Here is a 17,652-nt window from a genome sequence, read left to right as displayed (position 1 = left end):
TCCTTTACAGCGGGAACAGGGTGTCGACGTGACGGAAGATCTCGCCCGGCGTGGTGATCCACACCTGGCCCGGCGCGCGATGCCCCGCGATGTGCGCCAGCGCGCGGCGCAGATGGCGCAGGCGGTAGGGCTGGCCGACCAGGTAGGGGTGCAGCGCGATGCCCATCACCAGCGGCTGGCGTTGCGATTGCATCAGCATCTCGTCGAAATTGTCGATGATGAGTTGCGCGAAATCCTTGCCGTCCATCTGGCGCGCCACGATCATCGGGATGTCGTTGACCTCTTGCGGATAGGGCAGGGACCACAGTGTGCCTTGCCGGGTACGCATGCGCACGGGCTGGTCGTCATGGCACCAGTTCAGCGTATAGCCGTAGCCGGTTTCGGCCAGCAGGTCGGTGGTGCGCGGCGACTCGGCGATCCATGGCGACAGCCAGCCCTGCACGGGCGCGCCGCCGGCCGCGGCCAGGCGATCCTGGCAATGTCGCAGCAGCGCGCGCTCCTGGTCTTCATCGAAGCGGCCCTGGTGTTCGGCATTGGTGTGGCCGTGGCCGATCAATTCGTCGCCGCGCGCCACGCAAGCCTGGATGAGTTCGGGGCAGTGGTCCAGGATGGCCGTGTTGGCGATGATGCCGGCGGGCATGTCCAGCGCATCGAACAGTTCCAGGCAGCGCCATGCGCCGACCCGGTTGCCGTACTCGCGCCAGCTGTAGTTCAGCACGTCGGGCTCGCCGAAACTGGCGCCCAGCTTGGCGCCCATGCCGTCGCCCCAGGCGAAGTGCTCGATGTTGAAGCCCAGGTATACCGCCAGCTTGCAATCGTCCGGCCAGTTGTAGTGCGGGCGTTGCGTGATGGGGCTGTAGTCGAAGCGGTCGTGCGTGGCCAGCGGACCGTGGCGCTCGGCCGCGCTCATTCCGAGGCCAGCCCGGCGCGCGCCAGCAGCCATTCGGCGCTGTCGTTCCAGACGTCCATCTCGGTGATCAGGCCGTCGCGCACCACATAGCGGTCGACGTAGCGGTTGCCTTCGAAGGGCGTGCCGTCCAGCCATTCGCCGTACAGCGTGCCACGGTTGTAGACCACGGCCATTTCGCGCGTGGCGCCGGCCACCACGTCGGTGGATTCGAAGCGCTTCCTGACCCAGCGGTAGCGCGACTGGTTGAAGGCCGTGCACTGCGCCGGATCGCTCATGGCGCGGCCGCCGGTGAAGCGGATGCGCAAGCCGGGCGCCACGTACCGGCGCGCGCCTTCGGGATCGGGCTTCATCAGCACGGTGAGGTACGTGTCGACGATGTCACGCGCCGAGATGGTGGCATCGTGCATCGTGCTGGTGCCCGAAGTTGGTGCGTCGTGCATGTTTTTCCCCATGAATTGCTCTGGATTGGTGCATTGCCTGGTTTGGGAATGCCGGCATCGCAGTCGGCTTTTCGCATCTGGCGAGAAATTTTTCGGCGACAAAAATCTTATTTATTGTCGGCAATAAATAGTGATTGATTGACGGCAAAAAAACAAGAACCGGTGTTTCGCGGCCGCCACGGACAAAGATGGCATGCGTTTTGCTTTAGCTCCAGGGTCGCCCGGCGGCGCGTCCGCCCTTCGTCCATCCAACATCCCCTGGGGAGAGTTCCATGTCCTGCTTCACTCGCCGCACCTTCGTTTCCGCCGCGCTTGCCGTGATGGCCTCGGGCTGGGCGTCCGGCGCGCTGGCCGCCGAACCCATCAAGATCGGCCTGATCACCGCGCTGTCCGGACAGTCCGCGCTGGCCGGCGAATCGCTCACGCGCGGCATGCAGGTCGCCATCGACGAGATCAATGCCAAGGGCGGCCTGCTGGGCGGACGCAAGCTGGAACTGGTGCGCCGCGATGACGAGGCCAATCCCGCCAAGGGCGTGGTGGCCGCGCGCGAGCTGATCTACAAGGAAAAAGTGGCCGTGATCTTCGGCGGCCTGGACACGCCGGTGTCGATGGCCATCGTGCCACTGGTCAACCAGGCCAAGATGCCTTTCATGGGCCCCTGGGCCGCGGGCACGCCCATCACCAAGAACGGCGCCAGGACGAACTACGTGTTCCGCGTGTCCGCCGTGGACGAGATCGTGGACCAGGGCATGGTCGAGTATGCGCAGAAAACCTTCAAGACCAGCAAGTTCGGCCTGATCATGGTCAACAACCCATGGGGCGAATCCAACGAAAAAGGCCTGGTGGCCGCGCTCACCGCCAAGGGCATGAAGCCCGTGGGCAGCGAGAAGTTCGAAGGCAGCGACGTGGACGTGGTGCCGCAACTGAGCCGCCTGAAAGCCGCCGGCGCCGACACCCTGTTCATGGTGGGCAACGTGGGGCCGTCGGCCCAGGTGGTGAAGTCGCTGGAACGCATGGGCTGGAAGGTGCCCGTGGTGTCGCACTGGGGCCCGGCGGGCGGCCGCTTCACGGAACTGGCCGGCCCCGGCGCCCGCGACGTGCACTTCGTGCAAACGTACAGCTTCTTCGGCAAGCAGTCGCCGGTGGGCGAGAAGGTCGTGGCGGCCTTGAAAGCCAAGTACGCCGACATCAAGGGCCCGGAGAACATCACGCCCGCCGTGGGCGTGGCCAATGCCTACGACGCCATGCAGCTGACCGCGCTGGCGATCACCAAGGCAGGCTCGACCGATGGCGATGCCATCCGCGAGGGCTTCTACAAGATCGACAGCTACGAAGGCCTGATCAAGACCTACAAGCAGCCGTTCACGCCCGAGGTGCATGACGCGCTGTCGTCGTCCGACTACGTGTGGGCGCAGTTCATCGACAACCGCATCGTGCCCGTGGGCATGGCGAAATAAGGCGAAGCCGATGCAATTGCTGGCCGCATTGATCAGCGGCCTGGGACTGGGCAGCATGTACGGTCTCATGGCGCTGGGCTTTCACATTACGTACTCGGTATCGGGCACGGTCAACTTCGCGCAGGGCAGCTCCATGATGCTGGGCGCGGTGCTGTGCTTCACCTTCGCGCAGACACTGGGCTGGCCCATGCCGCTGGCTATCCTGCTGGCGCTGCTGCTTTGCGCGGCGTATGGCCTGGTGGTGGAGTTCGCCGCCGTGCGTCCGTTCGCCAGCCGCGATTCCAACGCCTGGCTGATGTCCACCGTGGCATTGGGCATCGTGCTGGACAACGTAGTCATGCATACCTTCGGCAAGGAGCCCCGCAGCCTGCCATCCCCCCTGGCCAGTTCGCCGGTCGAGGTGGCGGGCCTGGGGCTGGGCATCTATCCGCTGCAGTTGCTCATTCCCGTGGTGGGCCTGCTGCTGGCGGCCGTCCTGCATGTGGTGGCCCGGCGCACGCGCTGGGGCATCGCGCTGCTGGCGGTGGTGCAGAACCGCGACGCCGCGCGCCTGATGGGCATTCCCATCAAGCGCGCCATCGCCGCGGCCTTCGCGCTGTCCACGCTGCTGGCCGGCGTGGCCGGCATGCTGATCGCGCCGCTGTTCAACGTGAATGCCGACATGGGCACGCTGTTCGGCCTGAAGGCCTTCGCCGTCGCCATTCTCGGCGGCATCGGCAGCGCCTGGGGCGTGATGGTGGCGGGCCTGCTGTTCGGCGTGGCCGAAGGCCTGATCACCGTGACCTTGGGCTCCAGCTACACGCAGATCATCACGTTCTCGCTGGTGATCGTGGCGCTGGCCTGCAAGCCCAACGGGCTGTTCGGGCGCGCGGAGGTGAAGAAGGTATGAACCGCAGACTGCTCATCGCGACCTTTCTGGTCGCCGCGCTGGGCATCGGCCTGGCGCTTACCTTGAACAGCTATTACGTCTTCGTGCTGGCCAGCATCGCCTTGCTGGCCGTCGTGGGCATCGGCCTGAACGTGCTGCTGGGCCTGACCGGGCAGGTCTCGTTCGGCCACGCGGGCTTCTACGCCATCGGCGCCTACACCGTGGCCATTCTCACCACCAAGGCCGGCTGGAGCTTCTGGCCCGCCTGGGTGGCGGGGGCGCTGCTGGCGGCCGCGCTGGGCGCCTTGCTGGCGTTGCCCGCCCTGCGCGTGAAGGGGCCGTACCTGGCGATGATCACCATCGCCTTCAGTTTCATCGTGCAGCATGCCATCGTCGAGATGCATGATCTGACCGGGGGGCAGAGCGGCATCATGGGCCTGATGCCGCCCGAACTGTGGCCGGGCTGGGGCCCGGAGCAGACCATCGCGGTGCTGGCCATCTTGCTGGCCGCCGTGCTGGTGCTGGCCTATGCGCGGCTGTCGGGCGGCGCATGGGGCGCGGCGATGCGCGCGGTGAAAGACAGCGAGACCGCCGCGACCTCCATCGGCCTGAACCCGCTGGTGATGAAGACCGTGGCCTTCACCTTGTCGGCCGCCGCGGCGGGCCTGGCGGGCGGGTTGTTCGCGCCGCTCTCCGGCTTCGTCACGCCCGAGACCTTCGGCTTCATGCAGTCCATCCTGTTCGTGCTGGTGGTGGTGCTGGGCGGCGCGGGTGCCGTGGGCGGTCCCGTCATCGGCGCCGTGGTGGTGGGGGCTTTGCCCGAGCTGCTGGCGTCGCTGGAAGCCTATCGCCTGCTGCTGTTCGGCGCCTTGCTGCTGCTGGTGCTGTGGGTTGCGCCGGACGGCATTGCTGGCCTGGCGCGCCAGATCCTGGGCCGCAAGCAGGCCCAGGCCACGGGCGCGGTGGGCGCCGTGCCGGCCGAAGCGTCCTCGGTACTGGCGCAACGCCCGCGTGGCCGGTTGCAGGCACGCGGCCTGGGCATGACCTTCGGCGGTGTGCGCGCCGTGGCCGAACTGGATGTGCAGGTGGTCAGCGGCGCCATCACCAGCCTGATCGGCCCCAACGGCGCCGGCAAGACCACGGCGCTGAACATGCTCAGCGGCTTCTACAAGCCCTCGGCCGGTGGTTTCGAACTGTCCACGGCCGGCGGCGCCACCGTGCCGCTGGCCGGATTGCCCGCCTACCGCATCGCGCGGGCCGGCGTGGCGCGCACCTATCAGACCTCGCAGTTGTTCGGCAGCCTGACGGTGGAAGACAACGTGGTGCTGGCGATGGGGCGCGGCAAGCTGGGCGGCCTGTTCGGCACGGCCCGCTTCGCCGATCCACAGGCGCGTACCCGTGCGCGCGCCTTGCTGGCGTTCTGCGGCTATCGCGGCGATCCTCAAGAGCTGTCCGCCGGACTGGCGCACGTGGATCGGCGCCTGGTCGAGATCGCGCGCGCGCTGGCCGCCGATCCCGACGTGCTGCTGCTGGACGAGCCGGCCGCCGGCCTGTCCCGCGAGGACAAGGACGCGCTGGCGGCGCTGCTGTCGCGCATCAGCGCCGCCGGCGTCGGCGTGGCGCTGGTCGAGCACGACATGGCGTTGGTCATGGGCATCTCGCATCACGTCCTGGTGCTCGACGCCGGCCGCAAGCTGGCCTGGGGCAACCCGCAGGACGTGCAGAATGATCCCGCCGTGCGGCAGGCCTATCTGGGCGAGTCGATGACGGTCGCGCCGCGAACTCCCCGTTCGCCGCTGGCCATGCCGGCCCCCGAGTTGCTGGCCGTGGCCGACCTGGTGGCCGGCTACGGGGCCGACCCGGTGCTGCATGGCGTCAGCCTGCGCGTGCGCAGCGGCGAGATGGTGGCGCTGTTGGGCGCCAACGGCGCGGGCAAGTCCACGCTGATGCGCTGCCTGGCCGGCCTGCACGCCAGCCAGTCGGGCGCCATGCACATGGACGGCCATTCGCTGGAGCGCCGGCCCGCCGAGGAAGTCGTCGGTTTGGGCCTGGTGCTGGTGCCGGAAGGCCGCCAGGTCTTCCCCGAGCTGTCCGTGCTGGACAACATCCGCCTGGGCGGCTTCCTGCACCCCAAGGGCCGCGAGGAGCGTCTGCAGGACATGTTGCGCCGTTTCCCGCGCCTGCGTGAACGGCAGCATCAGCGCGCGGGCCTGCTGTCGGGCGGCGAGCAGCAGATGCTGGCCGTGGCGCGCGGCCTGATGGCCCTGCCGCGCGTGCTGCTGCTGGACGAACCCTCGCTGGGCCTGGCGCCCAAGATCATCGCCGAGCTGTTCGCTTCGCTGGATACGTTGCGCGATGAGCAGATGACCATCCTGCTGGTGGACCAGATGGCCGGCCTGGCGCTGGCCCTGGCCGACCGCGCGTATGTGCTGGAGAACGGCAAGGTGGTGGCAGAGGGGACGGCCGCCGAGATCGCCGCCAATGAGAGTCTGGCCGAAGCTTATCTGGGTGGACACGGCTGATTTCCTCGCGGAGCTGCCGCGCCGCGCGCGGCGGCTGTCACCCCGCAAGCGGGCAGCAGGCCCGCCGCGATCCCTGTGAATCCTTGGTTTGGCCGCGCGGCAAGCGGGGTAGAATCAAGCTTCACCGAATCATGCCGGCTTGTCGGCATTGCCGCCGAGGGGCTACGTTCTGCAAGACTTGTTCCCGCCTTTCGACACGGTTCGCGGCCTGCAGGAGCAGTTGCGCGAGAAGCTGCTGGACGCCATCTTCGAGGGCGCGCTGCCCGCACACGAGCCCATGCCATCCAGCCGCCGGCTCAGCGAGGCCCTGGGAATCTCCCGCAATACGGTCGTCATCGTCTACGAGAAGCTGGCTCACGAGGGCTACCTGATCGCCTCCAACCGGCGCGGCTACTACATCAACGAGAAGTACCTGCGAGAGCAGCTCAACGCCCGGTTGAAGGCCGCACCGCACAAGCTGTTCGAACGGCCTGCCGAGGCGCCCGATTGGGAGGCTCGCCTGGCACAGCATCCATCCCGGCTCAGAGCCATCGTCAAGCCACGGAATTGGCGTGAATACCAGTATCCGTTCGTCTACGGCCAGGTCGAATACGACGAGATCACCGCGGTGAAATGGCGCGAGTGCGCACGGCTGGCTGCCTCGGGCGTGCACGCGCGTACCTGGCTGGACGACCAGGTGGCGCAGGACGACGGCCTGCTGGTCGAGCAGATCATCCAGCGCATCCTGCCCCGGCGCGGTATCAAGGTCGGGCCCGAACAACTGCTGGTGACCATCGGCACGCAGAACTCGCTGTTCATGCTGGCGCAACTGCTGGCCCGCCCGGGCATGACGTTCGGCCTGGAAGAGCCGGGCTATGTCGATGCGCGCAATATCTTCGCCCTGGCGGGGTGCGAACTGCGGCCCTTGCGCGTCGATGCGCAGGGCCTGGTGGTGGATGAACGCCTCGATGCGTGCCGGATGGTGTTCTGCACGCCCAGCCATCAATCGCCCACCGGGGTGACGATGCCGCTGCATCGGCGCATGGCGCTGCTGGAGCGCTCCACGGCGGCGGACTTCGTCGTCATCGAGGACGACTACGAGAACGAGCAGAACTATCTGGGCAAGAACCATCCGGCGCTCAAGAGCCTGGACGACTCCGGGCGAGTGATCTACCTGGGCAGCCTGACCAAGAGCCTGCTGCCTGGGGTGCGCCTGGGATTCATCGTGGCCGACGCAGAGCTCATTCACGAGTTGCGCGCGTTGCGTCGCTACCTGTACCGGCATCCGCCGTCCAACAATCAGCGCATCCTGGCGCTGTTCCTGGGCATGGGGCACTTCGATGCGCACGCCCGCAGGCTCAGGGAGGCGCTGTCGCGCAAGTGGCGCACCATCAGTCAATCTGTCGCCCGGCATCTGCCCGAGGTGACCGCCAGCGGCACCTCGGGGGGCTCGGCGTTGTGGCTGCGCGGCCCCACGGGCACCGACGCGTGGGCTTTGCAGCGGCTGGCCGCGCGTCGCGGCGTGCTGATCGAGCCTGGCCACATCCACTTTCTGCAGACGCCGCAGCCCACCGAATATTTCCGCCTGGGTTATGGGGCCATCGCGCACGACGCCATCGAGCCCGGCATCCTGGCGCTGGCCGAGGCCTGGGCGGAAATGACTGCCTGAGCGGCGCGGCCCGTGCGCTGCCCCTGGCCGGGGCTGGACCCAAAGGCCGGGGCCTCTGGCTCTGTCGCGCCGCGCGCGCGGGCTCTACAGTGCGTACTTTCCGCTGAACTGCCGGGAACCGCGCATGTTGTCTTCCTTTGTGTTGCCCGCCGGGCTGATCGTGCTGGTGGCCGGCGTCATCCGCGGCCTGACCGGCTTCGGCTTCGCGGCCTTCGCGGTGGTGGGCCTGGTCTTTCTGTTGCCCGTGCGCGAGGCCGTGCCCGTGGTCTTGTGCCTGGAGGTGCTGGCCAGCCTGTTGCTGGCGCCAGGCGCGCGCGGGCTGGTGGACTGGGGCATGGCGCGTCCGCTGCTGCTGTCGGCCCTGTGCGGCGTACCGGTCGGCCTGCTGGGCCTGGCCTATGTCGATGGCCACTGGATGGCCGTGGCGGTCTACCTGTTGATCGGCACTCTGGCCATGCTGGGCCTGGCGCGCGTGCCGCTGCCCGTGTCGGGAGGCCAGGGCGCGGCATGCGCCGTGGGGGGCGTTACGGGCGCGCTGCTGTCGGCGTTCTCCGTGGGAGGGCCGTTGGTCGTGGCCTGGTTGACGCACGCGGGTATGTCGCCTGCCACGCTGCGCGCCACCCTGATCCTGTTCTTCGGCCTGGTCGACGCCGTGTCGGTGGCGGCCATGTCCGCCAGCGGCCATCTGGGCCCGGCCACGCCGCTGCGCGTGGCCTGGCTGCTGCCGGCGACCGCACTGGGCCTGTGGCTGGGGCAATACCTGTTCAAACGGGTGTCGCCGCAGCGGGCGGTGGCCTGCACGCAATGGTTGCTGCTGGCGCTATCCTTGCTTGGCCTGGCGAGCACCCTGACTTCCTGAGGAGCAATACGTGAAAGATACTGTCTTCATCACCGGAGCCACTTCCGGATTCGGCGCGGCCACCGCCCGCCGCTTTGCCGCGCAGGGTTGGCGCGTGATCATCACGGGCAGGCGCCAGGAGCGGCTGCAGGCGCTGGCGCACGAGTTGGGCGAGCAGGCTTTCCCCCTGGTCGTGGACGTGCGTGACCGGCAGGCCATGCAGACCGCCCTGGACACGCTGCCCACCGAGTTCTCCACCCTGCGCGCCCTGGTGAACAACGCCGGCCTTGCGCTGGGAACTGCGCCCGCGCAGGCCTGCGATCTCGATGACTGGGACACCATGGTGGATACCAACATCAAGGGTTTGCTGTATGCCACCCGTCTGTTGCTGCCTCGCCTGATCGCCCATGGGGCCGGCGCGGGCATCGTCAACCTGGGCTCGATCGCCGGCAATTGGCCCTATCCCGGCAGCCATGTCTATGGCGCCACCAAGGCCTTCGTGCGGCAGTTTTCCCTCAACCTGCGCTGCGACCTTGCCGGCACCGGCGTGCGGGTGACGAACCTGGAACCGGGCATGAGCGAGAGCGAATTCTCGCTGGTGCGCTTCGGCGGCGACGCGCAGCGCGCCGACGCGGTGTATCGCGGCGTACAGCCCATCACGCCCGAGGACATCGCCGAAACGATCCATTGGATACTCAGCAGGCCGGCGCATCTGAACATCAACAGCGTCGAAGTCATGCCGGTGCAGCAATCGTGGAGCAACTTCGCCGTGCAGCGCGATTGACGGGCGGGCGCGGGGCCCGCCCGCGCTCATTCTGAAGACTGGAACAGACCCTTGAGGTCCACGAGGTTGGCAGCGTCGAAAGCGCGCTGCAAGGCCTGGCGCGGCAACTGCCCGCGCAGGCCGATCGCCACCACGCGGCCGGCCCGCTGCACCGTGCAGCCCGCGTCGGCCCGCCGCAGCGAACCATGCTTGCCGGCGAACTGCATCACGGCTGCATCGTGCCGATCGGTGCGGATCAGACCTTTCAGGCGCAGCACCCCTGCCGGCATGTCGCGCAGCAGCGCCCGCAGCTTGTCGGCGGCCAGCGCATGCGGGGTCGCGTAGTCCCAGCTTTCAAACAGATAGCCATGCTCGGCGGGCCCGGATGGCAAGAGCGCGGGCGCGGCGGGCAGCGGGTGTTCCAGATCCGGCGCGTGCAGCAGTACTTCGGGCACGTCCGCCTGCTCGGTCTCGTAGCGCGGCGTGTGGGGCACCAGGTGATCCAGCCAGGCGCGCAAGGCCTCCATCTCCTCGGCGGTGGCGCGGTCGCACTTGTTGACCACCAGCAGATCGGCAGCCTGCAACTGGCGCCTGACCATGTCGCGCAGCAGGGCGTCGCCGTCCTGGTCCAGCGCGGCCTCGGCGTCCACCAGCACGATGACGCTGTCCAGCGCCAGCGCGGGATCGGCCAGCCCGACCTGGGCCACCCTCCACGGATCCGAGACCCCGCTGGTTTCGATCAGCACGTGCTCGGGTGGGGGATGCAAGGCCAGCACGCGCATCAAGGCGTCGCCGAGATCGTCGCCGATCTGGCAGCAGACGCAGCCGTTGGCCAGGCTGATGAGGGTGTCATCCTGCGCCGCGACCAGCCGGGCATCCACGTTCACCGCACCGAAGTCGTTGACCAGCACCGCCCAGCGACGGCCCCGCCATTGCGTCAGGATGCGATTGAGCAAGGTGGTCTTGCCGGCGCCCAGAAAGCCGCCCAGCACTGTCAACGGTATGCGTGGCGGGATCATGGCGCGGCGGGCCCGTCCGTCGGTTCGCCGCCCAGCACGGTGCCGGCGATGCACAGATCCTTGAGCGCCTCGGGCGCGCAGCGGGAGGGGTCGTCCTCGAGCACGCAGAAGTCCGCGTACTTGCCGACTTCGATAGAGCCGATCAGATGGTCCATCTTCAGCGTATAAGCGGCGCCCAGCGTGATGGCGTACAGTCCGTCGGACAGGCCGATGCGTTCCCCTTCGCCAAGCACCCGGCCCGAGGACGTCAGCCGGTTCACCGCGCACCACGCCGTGAACAAAGGGCCGAGCGGCGTGATGGGCGCATCGGAGTGGATGGCCAGCGGCACGCCTTCGGCCAGGGCGGTGCCGCAGGCGTCCATCCGGTTGGCGCGGTCAGGGCCCATGGTCATGCCGTAGTGGGCGTCGCCCCAGTAGAAAATGTGATTGGCGAACAGGTTCGCGCAGATGCCCAGGGCGCGCATGCGGCGGAACTGCGCGGCGTCCGCCATCTGGCAGTGCTGCAAGGTGTGGCGGTGGTCCGCGCGCGGCTGTTGCTGCAAGGCCGCGTCCAGCGCGTCGATCACCAGTTCGGTGGCTTCGTCGCCATTGACGTGGATGTGCATCTGCAGGCCGGCGCGATGGAAGGCCGCGATGCGCGCGCGCAGTTCGTCGGGCGGCAGGATCCAGATGCCGTTGGGCGCGCCGTTGAAATAGCCGGGCCAGCGCACTCTTGCGGTGAAGCCCTGGATCGAACCGTCCGCCACGATCTTGACCGCGCCCAGGTGCAGCTTGGCGTTGCCCTGTGTACGGGCTTGAAGGACGCGCGCGATGCTATCTTCCAGGCTCAGCCCGCCGTACAGGCTGTTGAAGGCCGGCACGATGCGGCATGGATAGCCGGGGCGCAGCGTCGACTCGCGCAAGGCGGCCATCGTGTGGTCGGACAGGTCGTTGACCAGATCGGTCGCGGTGGTCACGCCGGCCAGACGCGCGATCTGGCCGAATTTCTCCAGACCGTCGGCCGACATGCCGATGACCCGGAAGACGTTGCCGATGATCCGGTTGACAGGGAACATGGCGGCGAATTCCTGAAGCTCGCCGGTAGGCGTGCCGTCAGGGAAGCGCACCACGCCTTCGATGTCGGTGTCCTGGTCGATGCCCGCCCGCGACAGCATGGCGCTGTTCACGTTCATCAGGTGCTGGCTGGCGTGCAGGACTGCGATGGGCCGGGTCGAAGAGACGCGGTCCAGGTCCTGGCGGGTCATGCGCGCCTTGCCGAAAAAGATCGGGTCGAAGCCCCAGGCCAGCAGGGGTTCGTCGCCGGGCGGCAGGGCGCGCTCGGCTTCCTGCAGGCGGCGCACCACGGTCTCGAAGTCGCGGCAGCCTTCCCAGACCTTGCCGTCGGGCGCGGTGCGCGCGTAGTAGCCCACGAACGGAAAATTCCACAGGCCGCCCGCCATCAGGTGGCTGTGCCCTTCGACCAGCCCGGGCATCAGCACCTGGTCGGCGTAGCGGTCGTCCACGTCGGCGGCGCCCCAGGACAGGGCGTCGTCGTGGGTGCCGACCGCCAGGATGCGGCCTTCCCGTACCGCCACGTGCGTGGCCTCGGGCGCGCTGCGGTTCATGGTGAGGATCTTGCGGGCGCGAAAGACTTTGATGGGATGCATGGATCGGCTCTGGATGAAGGAAAAGAATGGACTCAGTCGGGCATGGACAGGGGCGCGCGCGGCAGGCCCGCATCCAGCGTGACGCGGTGGCAGCGCACCCAATGGTCGGGCGCGACCTTGCGCAGCTCGGGCTCGCTGGCGCGGCATTGCGGTTCCGCCACCGGGCAGCGGGCGGAAAAGCGACAGCCCGGCGGTGGCGCTAGCGGGCTGGGCGGCTCGCCTTGCAGCATGATGCGGCGCGCCGCGCGGCGCCGCCCGCCGCCCACCGTGGGCACCGCGGACAGCAGCGCCACGCTGTAGGGATGCAAGGGCGCCGCGAAGAAGGCGCGACGCGGCGCGCGCTCGATGATCTGGCCCAGATACATCACGGCGATCTCGTCGCAGATGTGTTCCACCACGGCCATGTCGTGCGAGATGAACAGATAGGTCAGTCCCAGCTCGCGTTGCAGCCGTCCCAGCAGGTTCAGGATCTGGGCGCGGATCGCGACGTCCAGCGCCGACACCGGTTCATCGCAGACCACCAGTTCGGGCCGCGTGGCCAGGGCGCGTGCGATGTTGATGCGCTGGCGCTGTCCGCCCGAGAACTGGTGCGGAAAGAGCCGCTGCTGTTCGGGGCGCAGGCCCACCGCGTGGAACAGTTCGTCGACGCGCGCGGTGCGCTCGGCGGCCGTGCCGATCTGCATCAGCTCCAGCGGCGCGCGCACCGCGTCGCCGACGCGCTGGCGCGGATTCAGCGACGAGAACGGGTCCTGGAATATCACCTGGACGCGGCGCCGCGCTTCCTGCAGGGCGGGTCCGCTCAGCAGGCTCAGGTCGGTGATGCCCAGGCGCACGCTGCCATGCGACACGGGGGCCAGGCGCATGACTGCCATGGCGGTGGTGGTCTTGCCGGAGCCCGATTCACCGACGATGGCCAGCGTCGAGCCGCGCCGCACTTCGAACGACACCCCGTCGACGGCGCGCACCACCTCGGGTTTGCCGAACCAGCCGGAGCGGCCGCGCGGGTAATGGACTTTCAGATCGGTCACGGTGAGCACCGCGGGGGCGGGACTGCCCTGCGCCAGCGTAGCGGATGCGGATGTCATTGAGGCGTCTCCTTCAACCAGCAAGCCGCGCCATGGCCTCCTGCGTCGGCAATCATGGGGGGAATCTGCCGCGCGCAACGTGGCATGGCATGCGGGCATCGTTCGCGGAATGCGCAACCCTCGCCCAGTTCCCACAACGAAGGCACCATGCCGGGAATCTCGGCCAGCTCGGTGCGTGTGTCCTGCCGGCTGGCGCCCAGCTCGGGCAGACAGGCGATCAGGCCTTGCGTGTAGGGATGGGAGGGCGCGCCCAGCACCTCGTCCACGCTGCCCTGTTCGACGACGCGTCCGGCATACATGACGATCACGCGATCCGCCATTTCGGCCACCGCGCCCATGTCGTGGGTGATCAGCACGATCGCCGTGTTGCGCCGTGCCTGCAGGTCGCGCAGCAGATCGAAGATCTGCGCCTGCACGGTGACGTCCAGCGCCGTGGTCGGTTCGTCGGCGATCAGGATGTCCGGCTCGCACGCCAGCGCCATGGCGATCATGACGCGCTGGCGCATGCCGCCCGACAACTGGTGCGGATACTCCTCGACGCGCCGTTCGGGGGCAGGGATGCCGACCGCGCGCAGCAGTTCGATGGCCTGCTGGCGCGCCTGCCGGCCCCCGGCGCCCTGATGGCGCCGCAGCGATTCGCCGATCTGGTCGCCGACGCTGAATACCGGATTCAACGCCGTCATGGGTTCCTGGAAGATCATCGAGATGCGGTTGCCGCGGATGGCGCGCATGTCGGTTTCGGCCAGTTCCAGCAGATCGTTGCCGTCGTAGCGCACGTGGCCACCGGCGATGCGTCCGGGCGGCGTGGGAATGAGCCGCAGCATCGCCAGCGCGGTCATGCTCTTGCCGCAGCCGGACTCTCCGACGATGCACAGGGTCTGGCCGCGTCGCACTTCGAAGTCCACGCCGTTGAGCACGGCGGCACGGCCACGCCGCGTCTGGAACTCCACGCGCAGCGCCTGCACCTGCAGCAATGCGTTGTCGTGTTGAACAGTGGATGCGGTCATGTCAGCGCTCCCGCAGACGAGGGTTGAGGGCGTCGTTCAGGCCATCGCCCACCAGGCTGACCGCCAGCACGGTCAGGAAGATGGCCAGGCCGGGAAAGGTCACCGCCCACCAGGCGGCCAGCACGTACTGGCGGTTCGAGCCGATGATCAGGCCCCAGCTCATGAGATTGGGATCGCCCAGCCCGAGGAACGACAGGCCGGCCTCGAACAGAATGGCGCTGCCGACGGCCAGGGTGGCCGACACGATCAGGGGCGGCAGCACATTGGGAAGGATGACGCGCCAGATCAGGCGCGCGTTGCCCGCGCCGATGCTGCGCTCGGCGCGCACGAACTCCACCTCGCGAAACTTCAGGAATTCACCGCGCGTCAGCCGCGCCGTGTTGGGCCAGCTGACCACGCCGATGGCCAGCGTGATGCTCAGCAGCGTGGGCGAAAACAGGGTAGTGATGACCATGGCGAACAGCAGCGTGGGCAGCACCTGGAAGAACTCGGTGGCCCGCATCAGCACGTTCTCGACCGTGCCGCCGTAGAAGCCGGCCAGCGCGCCCACGGTGATGCCGATCAGCACCGACAGCATGGCCGCCACCGCGCCCACCAGCAGGGTGGCGCGGCCGCCGTAGATCAGGCCGGTCAGCACGTCGCGGCCCAGATAGTCGCTGCCCAGCCAGGCATCGGGCGAGCCGGGCGGGCTCAAGGGCGCGGTGACGATCTCGAAGGGGTCGGCCTGCAGCAGCAACGGACCCAGCAGCGACACGGCCAGAATCAGTGCCAGCAGGGCCAGGCCGGCCAGGGCGGTCGGGTTGCGCGCGAACATGCGCGCGGCCTCGGCCAGGGGATGGGCGGGCGCGGGCGCCAGAGCGGTAGCGGTAGTCATGTCTTGATCCGTGGGTCGACCAGGCGATAACAGAGGTCTGTGAGCTGGTTCATCACCACCACGACCAGCGAGGAAAACAGCAGCGTGCCCAGGATGGTGGGATAGTCGCGCCGCAGCACGGCATCGGAGGCCAGGCGGCCCAGGCCGGGCCAGTTGAAGACGGTCTCGACCAGGATGGCGCCCGCCAGCACGTTGCCGAACTGCAGGCCCACCAGGGTGACGACCGGCAGCACGGCATTGCGCAGCGCATGCTTGTAGAGCACCAGGAATTCCGGCAGGCCCTTGGCGCGCGCGGTGCGCACGTAGTCCGCGCCCAGCACGTCCAGCATGCTGGCGCGCGCCAGCCGGCTGTACTGCGCCAGGTGGATCAGGCTGAGCGTCAACGTCGGCAGCACCAGGTGGTGGGCTACGTCCAGCACGTCGCGCCAGCCGCCCTGGACCGCGTCCACGGCCCGCATGCCGCCCACCGGAAAGATCGGCCAGGTCGCGGCGAACAGGATGATGAGCATGATGCCGGTCCAGAACACCGGCGCGGCGAAGCCCACCAGCGAGACCAGGGTGACGGCCTGGGACAGCAGGCCGTTGGGGCGCCGCGCCGACAGCACACCCAGCGCCGTGCCCAACACCATGGCGCACAGCACCGAGGACACGACCAGCAGCAGCGTGGCGGGCACGCGCTGCGCGATCAGGTCGGCCACCGGCAGGTTGAAGTAATACGAGTAGCCCAGGTCGCCGCTGAACATCTGCGCCAGGTACAGGCCCAGTTGCGTCAGCAGCGGCTTGTCCAGCCCGTACTGCTGGCGCAGCGCGGTCATGGCCGCCTCGGACATGCCGCCCATCGAGCCGGCGATGGTTTCCACCGGATCGCCGGGCGCGCTGTGCACCAGCAGGAAGTTCAGCACCACGACCAGGGCGACCAGCGTCACCGCCCGCAGCACGCGCGACAGCAGGAAGCGGATCATTGCAGGGTGACCTCGTCGTACGGCGCCAGCGGTCCCCAGATCGAGGTGGGAACGTTGCCGACGCGCTTGCTGGTGACTGTGCGGTAGGGCACCTCGTTGATGAACAGGATCGGGAGGTCGTGCGTGACGGCCTTCTGGAAGTCAACGTAGAGCTGCTTGCGGCGTTGCGGATCGGGCTCGACGGCGGCGGACTCCAGCAGCTTGTCGACCGCCGGATTGGCGTACGCCTGGGTATTGGTCCAGATGATGGGCTTGATGTTGCTGGACAGGTAGGTGCGCGCCACCCCGATCACTGGATCGCCCCAGTTGAAGACGTTGTCCATCGTCATGTCGAAATCACCGCTGGCGATGCGCTTGGCCCACGAGGGAAAGTCGGCCGACGCGCGCACTTCGACGGCGATGCCGATCTTTTTCAGTTGCGAGCGCAGATACTCGGCCACGTTCTTCTGCTGGTCGTCGCTGCCCGGGATGTAGTCCACCGTCAGCTTCAGGCGCTCGCCGCCGTCCTTGGCGGGGTAGCCCGCGGCGTCCAGCAGCGCAGCCGCCTTCTTCAGGTCCAGCGCGTAGGGTGCCAGGTCCTTGGCGGCGAAGGGGCTGCCGGACACGATGGGGCCGATGGCGGGTTTGGAGAAGCCGGCGTGCAGCGCCTTCGAGATGAAATTGCGGTCGACCGCGTGCGCGATGGCCTGCCGCACTTCGAGCTTGGACAACGGTTCGCGCCGCAGGTTGAAGGCCAGCCAGTTGATCGCGCCTATCCCTTCGTAGCCTTTGTCGGTCACCACCAGGTTCGGGTTGCCCTGCAGGCGGCGCAGTTCGACCGGCGAACTCAGGCTGGGCAGCATCTGGATGTCGCCGCGCTCCAGCGACAGGGTCAGGCTGGACAGGTCGGGCATATAGTTGAAGATCACCCGATCCAGCTTCGGGCGGCCGGGCAGGAAGAATTTGTCGAAGCGTTCCAGCACCACGCGTTGGCCGGGCACGAACTCCACCAGCTTGAAGGGGCCGGACCCGACCACGTCCTTGGTGTTGCGCGGATGGTTTTTCAGGTCCGTGCCATCGTCGTAGATGTGCTTGGGCAGGATCGGAGCCAGGGCCGGCGACATGGCTAGCAGGATGGCCGGGTGCGGCTGGCTCATGCGCAGGATGGCGGTATGCGCATCTGGCGTGTCGACCTTCTCCAGCGGCGCGAGCATGGTCGAGAAGGGGTGGTTGGCCTTGATGGCCATCAGCGAGAACGCCACGTCGGCCGACGTGACGGGCTGTCCGTCGTGGAACACGGCATTCTTGCGCAGGTGCAGCGTCAGCGTGCGATTGTCCGGCGACAACTCCCACGATTCGGCCAGATAGGGCTGGGGATTCCATTTGTCGTCGAATCGCAGCGGGCTGGCGAACAGTTGGGTCGATGGCATGGCGGTGGCCAGGCCCGACTGCACCGCGCCGTCCAGGTGGCGTGGCACGGCCGTGCTGCCGACCACCAGCGTGCCGCCGGCGGCGTGCGCGGCGGGGGCACCCGCCGTGGCCAGGGCCAGGCCGCAGGCGGCCAGGAGTCTTCGGAGATTGGGTGTACGCATCTTTTTTCCCTTGAATGAGTTTCTCGCCTTGATCGGCTCATG

15 protein-coding genes are annotated in these 17,652 nt (G+C 68.0%); 6 read left to right on the top strand and 9 right to left on the bottom strand.

Annotated elements, in window-relative coordinates; translation table 11 throughout:
• Positions 1 to 4: 4 nt before the first annotated feature.
• A complete protein-coding gene (locus A6745_RS01295; protein ID WP_066122690.1) occupies positions 5 to 910 on the bottom strand; it encodes a polysaccharide deacetylase family protein in 906 nt (301 codons plus the stop codon).
• Positions 907 to 1,350, bottom strand: a complete 444-nt coding sequence (locus A6745_RS01290; RefSeq protein ID WP_156513242.1) for a nuclear transport factor 2 family protein — start codon at positions 1,348 to 1,350, stop codon at positions 907 to 909. Before A6745_RS01290 ends, A6745_RS01295 begins: the two co-directional genes overlap by 4 nt.
• 272 nt (positions 1,351 to 1,622) lie before the next feature.
• Between A6745_RS01290 and A6745_RS01285 the strand changes: the two genes are divergently transcribed.
• The 6 genes from A6745_RS01285 (at position 1,623) to A6745_RS01260 (ending at position 9,467) form a co-directional block, all read left to right on the top strand.
• Complete coding sequence (locus tag A6745_RS01285) at positions 1,623 to 2,807, top strand: ABC transporter substrate-binding protein (protein ID WP_066122687.1); 1,185 nt, start codon at positions 1,623 to 1,625, stop codon at positions 2,805 to 2,807.
• 10 nt (positions 2,808 to 2,817) lie between these two features.
• Positions 2,818 to 3,696, top strand: coding sequence for a branched-chain amino acid ABC transporter permease (locus A6745_RS01280; protein WP_066122685.1), 879 nt, complete (start codon positions 2,818 to 2,820; stop codon positions 3,694 to 3,696).
• The gene (locus A6745_RS01275) at positions 3,693 to 6,197 is read left to right on the top strand and encodes a branched-chain amino acid ABC transporter ATP-binding protein/permease (RefSeq protein WP_066122683.1); all 2,505 of its coding nucleotides are present in this window, start codon (positions 3,693 to 3,695) and stop codon (positions 6,195 to 6,197) included. Before A6745_RS01280 ends, A6745_RS01275 begins: the two co-directional genes overlap by 4 nt.
• Positions 6,198 to 6,375: 178 nt before the next feature.
• A complete protein-coding gene (pdxR, locus tag A6745_RS01270) occupies positions 6,376 to 7,845 on the top strand; it encodes a MocR-like pyridoxine biosynthesis transcription factor PdxR (RefSeq protein ID WP_197488071.1) in 1,470 nt (489 codons plus the stop codon).
• 124 nt (positions 7,846 to 7,969) lie between these two features.
• A complete protein-coding gene (locus A6745_RS01265; protein WP_066122677.1) occupies positions 7,970 to 8,704 on the top strand; it encodes a sulfite exporter TauE/SafE family protein in 735 nt (244 codons plus the stop codon).
• Positions 8,705 to 8,714: 10 nt separating this feature from the next.
• A complete protein-coding gene (locus tag A6745_RS01260) occupies positions 8,715 to 9,467 on the top strand; it encodes an SDR family oxidoreductase (protein WP_066122674.1) in 753 nt (250 codons plus the stop codon).
• A gap of 26 nt (positions 9,468 to 9,493) precedes the next feature.
• Here A6745_RS01260 and A6745_RS01255 read toward each other — a convergent pair whose 3' ends face one another.
• From A6745_RS01255 to A6745_RS01225, 7 genes are read right to left on the bottom strand one after another with little or no spacing between them, the layout of a single operon-like run.
• On the bottom strand, positions 9,494 to 10,465 hold the full coding sequence (locus A6745_RS01255) for a CobW family GTP-binding protein (RefSeq protein ID WP_066122671.1): 972 nt from the start codon (positions 10,463 to 10,465) through the stop codon (positions 9,494 to 9,496).
• Positions 10,462 to 12,111: an amidohydrolase gene (locus A6745_RS01250; RefSeq protein WP_066122668.1), complete on the bottom strand. Its 1,650-nt coding sequence runs from the start codon at positions 12,109 to 12,111 to the stop codon at positions 10,462 to 10,464. Before A6745_RS01250 ends, A6745_RS01255 begins: the two co-directional genes overlap by 4 nt.
• A 32-nt stretch (positions 12,112 to 12,143) precedes the next feature.
• Positions 12,144 to 13,196, bottom strand: coding sequence for an ABC transporter ATP-binding protein (locus tag A6745_RS01245; protein ID WP_066122665.1), 1,053 nt, complete (start codon positions 13,194 to 13,196; stop codon positions 12,144 to 12,146).
• Positions 13,193 to 14,203, bottom strand: coding sequence for an ABC transporter ATP-binding protein (locus tag A6745_RS01240; RefSeq protein ID WP_066122662.1), 1,011 nt, complete (start codon positions 14,201 to 14,203; stop codon positions 13,193 to 13,195). The genes A6745_RS01245 and A6745_RS01240 overlap by 4 nt, the downstream gene beginning before the upstream one ends.
• A gap of 1 nt (position 14,204) precedes the next feature.
• A complete protein-coding gene (locus tag A6745_RS01235) occupies positions 14,205 to 15,077 on the bottom strand; it encodes an ABC transporter permease (protein WP_066122661.1) in 873 nt (290 codons plus the stop codon).
• A complete protein-coding gene (locus A6745_RS01230) occupies positions 15,074 to 16,039 on the bottom strand; it encodes an ABC transporter permease (protein WP_066122658.1) in 966 nt (321 codons plus the stop codon). Before A6745_RS01230 ends, A6745_RS01235 begins: the two co-directional genes overlap by 4 nt.
• The gene (locus A6745_RS01225; protein WP_066122655.1) at positions 16,036 to 17,610 is read right to left on the bottom strand and encodes an ABC transporter substrate-binding protein; all 1,575 of its coding nucleotides are present in this window, start codon (positions 17,608 to 17,610) and stop codon (positions 16,036 to 16,038) included. The genes A6745_RS01230 and A6745_RS01225 overlap by 4 nt, the downstream gene beginning before the upstream one ends.
• Positions 17,611 to 17,652 lie beyond the last annotated feature (42 nt).

The organism is Bordetella ansorpii (assembly GCF_900078705.1).
GTDB classification, from domain to species: Bacteria; Pseudomonadota; Gammaproteobacteria; order Burkholderiales; family Burkholderiaceae_B; genus Bordetella; species Bordetella ansorpii_A.
This window is presented reverse-complemented; position numbering and strand designations above follow the sequence as displayed.

Bases quoted from the DNA above. Each gene is read 5' to 3' on its own strand.
- A6745_RS01295 (WP_066122690.1), bottom strand. From the start codon at position 910: ATGAGCGCGGCCGAGCGCCACGGTCCGCTGGCCACGCACGACCGCTTC.
- A6745_RS01290 (WP_156513242.1), bottom strand. From the start codon at position 1,350: ATGCACGACGCACCAACTTCGGGCACCAGCACGATGCACGATGCCACC.
- A6745_RS01285 (WP_066122687.1), top strand. From the start codon at position 1,623: ATGTCCTGCTTCACTCGCCGCACCTTCGTTTCCGCCGCGCTTGCCGTG.
- A6745_RS01280 (WP_066122685.1), top strand. From the start codon at position 2,818: ATGCAATTGCTGGCCGCATTGATCAGCGGCCTGGGACTGGGCAGCATG.
- A6745_RS01275 (WP_066122683.1), top strand. From the start codon at position 3,693: ATGAACCGCAGACTGCTCATCGCGACCTTTCTGGTCGCCGCGCTGGGC.
- A6745_RS01265 (WP_066122677.1), top strand. From the start codon at position 7,970: ATGTTGTCTTCCTTTGTGTTGCCCGCCGGGCTGATCGTGCTGGTGGCC.
- A6745_RS01255 (WP_066122671.1), bottom strand. From the start codon at position 10,465: ATGATCCCGCCACGCATACCGTTGACAGTGCTGGGCGGCTTTCTGGGC.
- A6745_RS01250 (WP_066122668.1), bottom strand. From the start codon at position 12,111: ATGCATCCCATCAAAGTCTTTCGCGCCCGCAAGATCCTCACCATGAAC.
- A6745_RS01245 (WP_066122665.1), bottom strand. From the start codon at position 13,196: ATGACATCCGCATCCGCTACGCTGGCGCAGGGCAGTCCCGCCCCCGCG.
- A6745_RS01240 (WP_066122662.1), bottom strand. From the start codon at position 14,203: ATGACCGCATCCACTGTTCAACACGACAACGCATTGCTGCAGGTGCAG.
- A6745_RS01235 (WP_066122661.1), bottom strand. From the start codon at position 15,077: ATGACTACCGCTACCGCTCTGGCGCCCGCGCCCGCCCATCCCCTGGCC.
- A6745_RS01230 (WP_066122658.1), bottom strand. From the start codon at position 16,039: ATGATCCGCTTCCTGCTGTCGCGCGTGCTGCGGGCGGTGACGCTGGTC.
- A6745_RS01225 (WP_066122655.1), bottom strand. From the start codon at position 17,610: ATGCGTACACCCAATCTCCGAAGACTCCTGGCCGCCTGCGGCCTGGCC.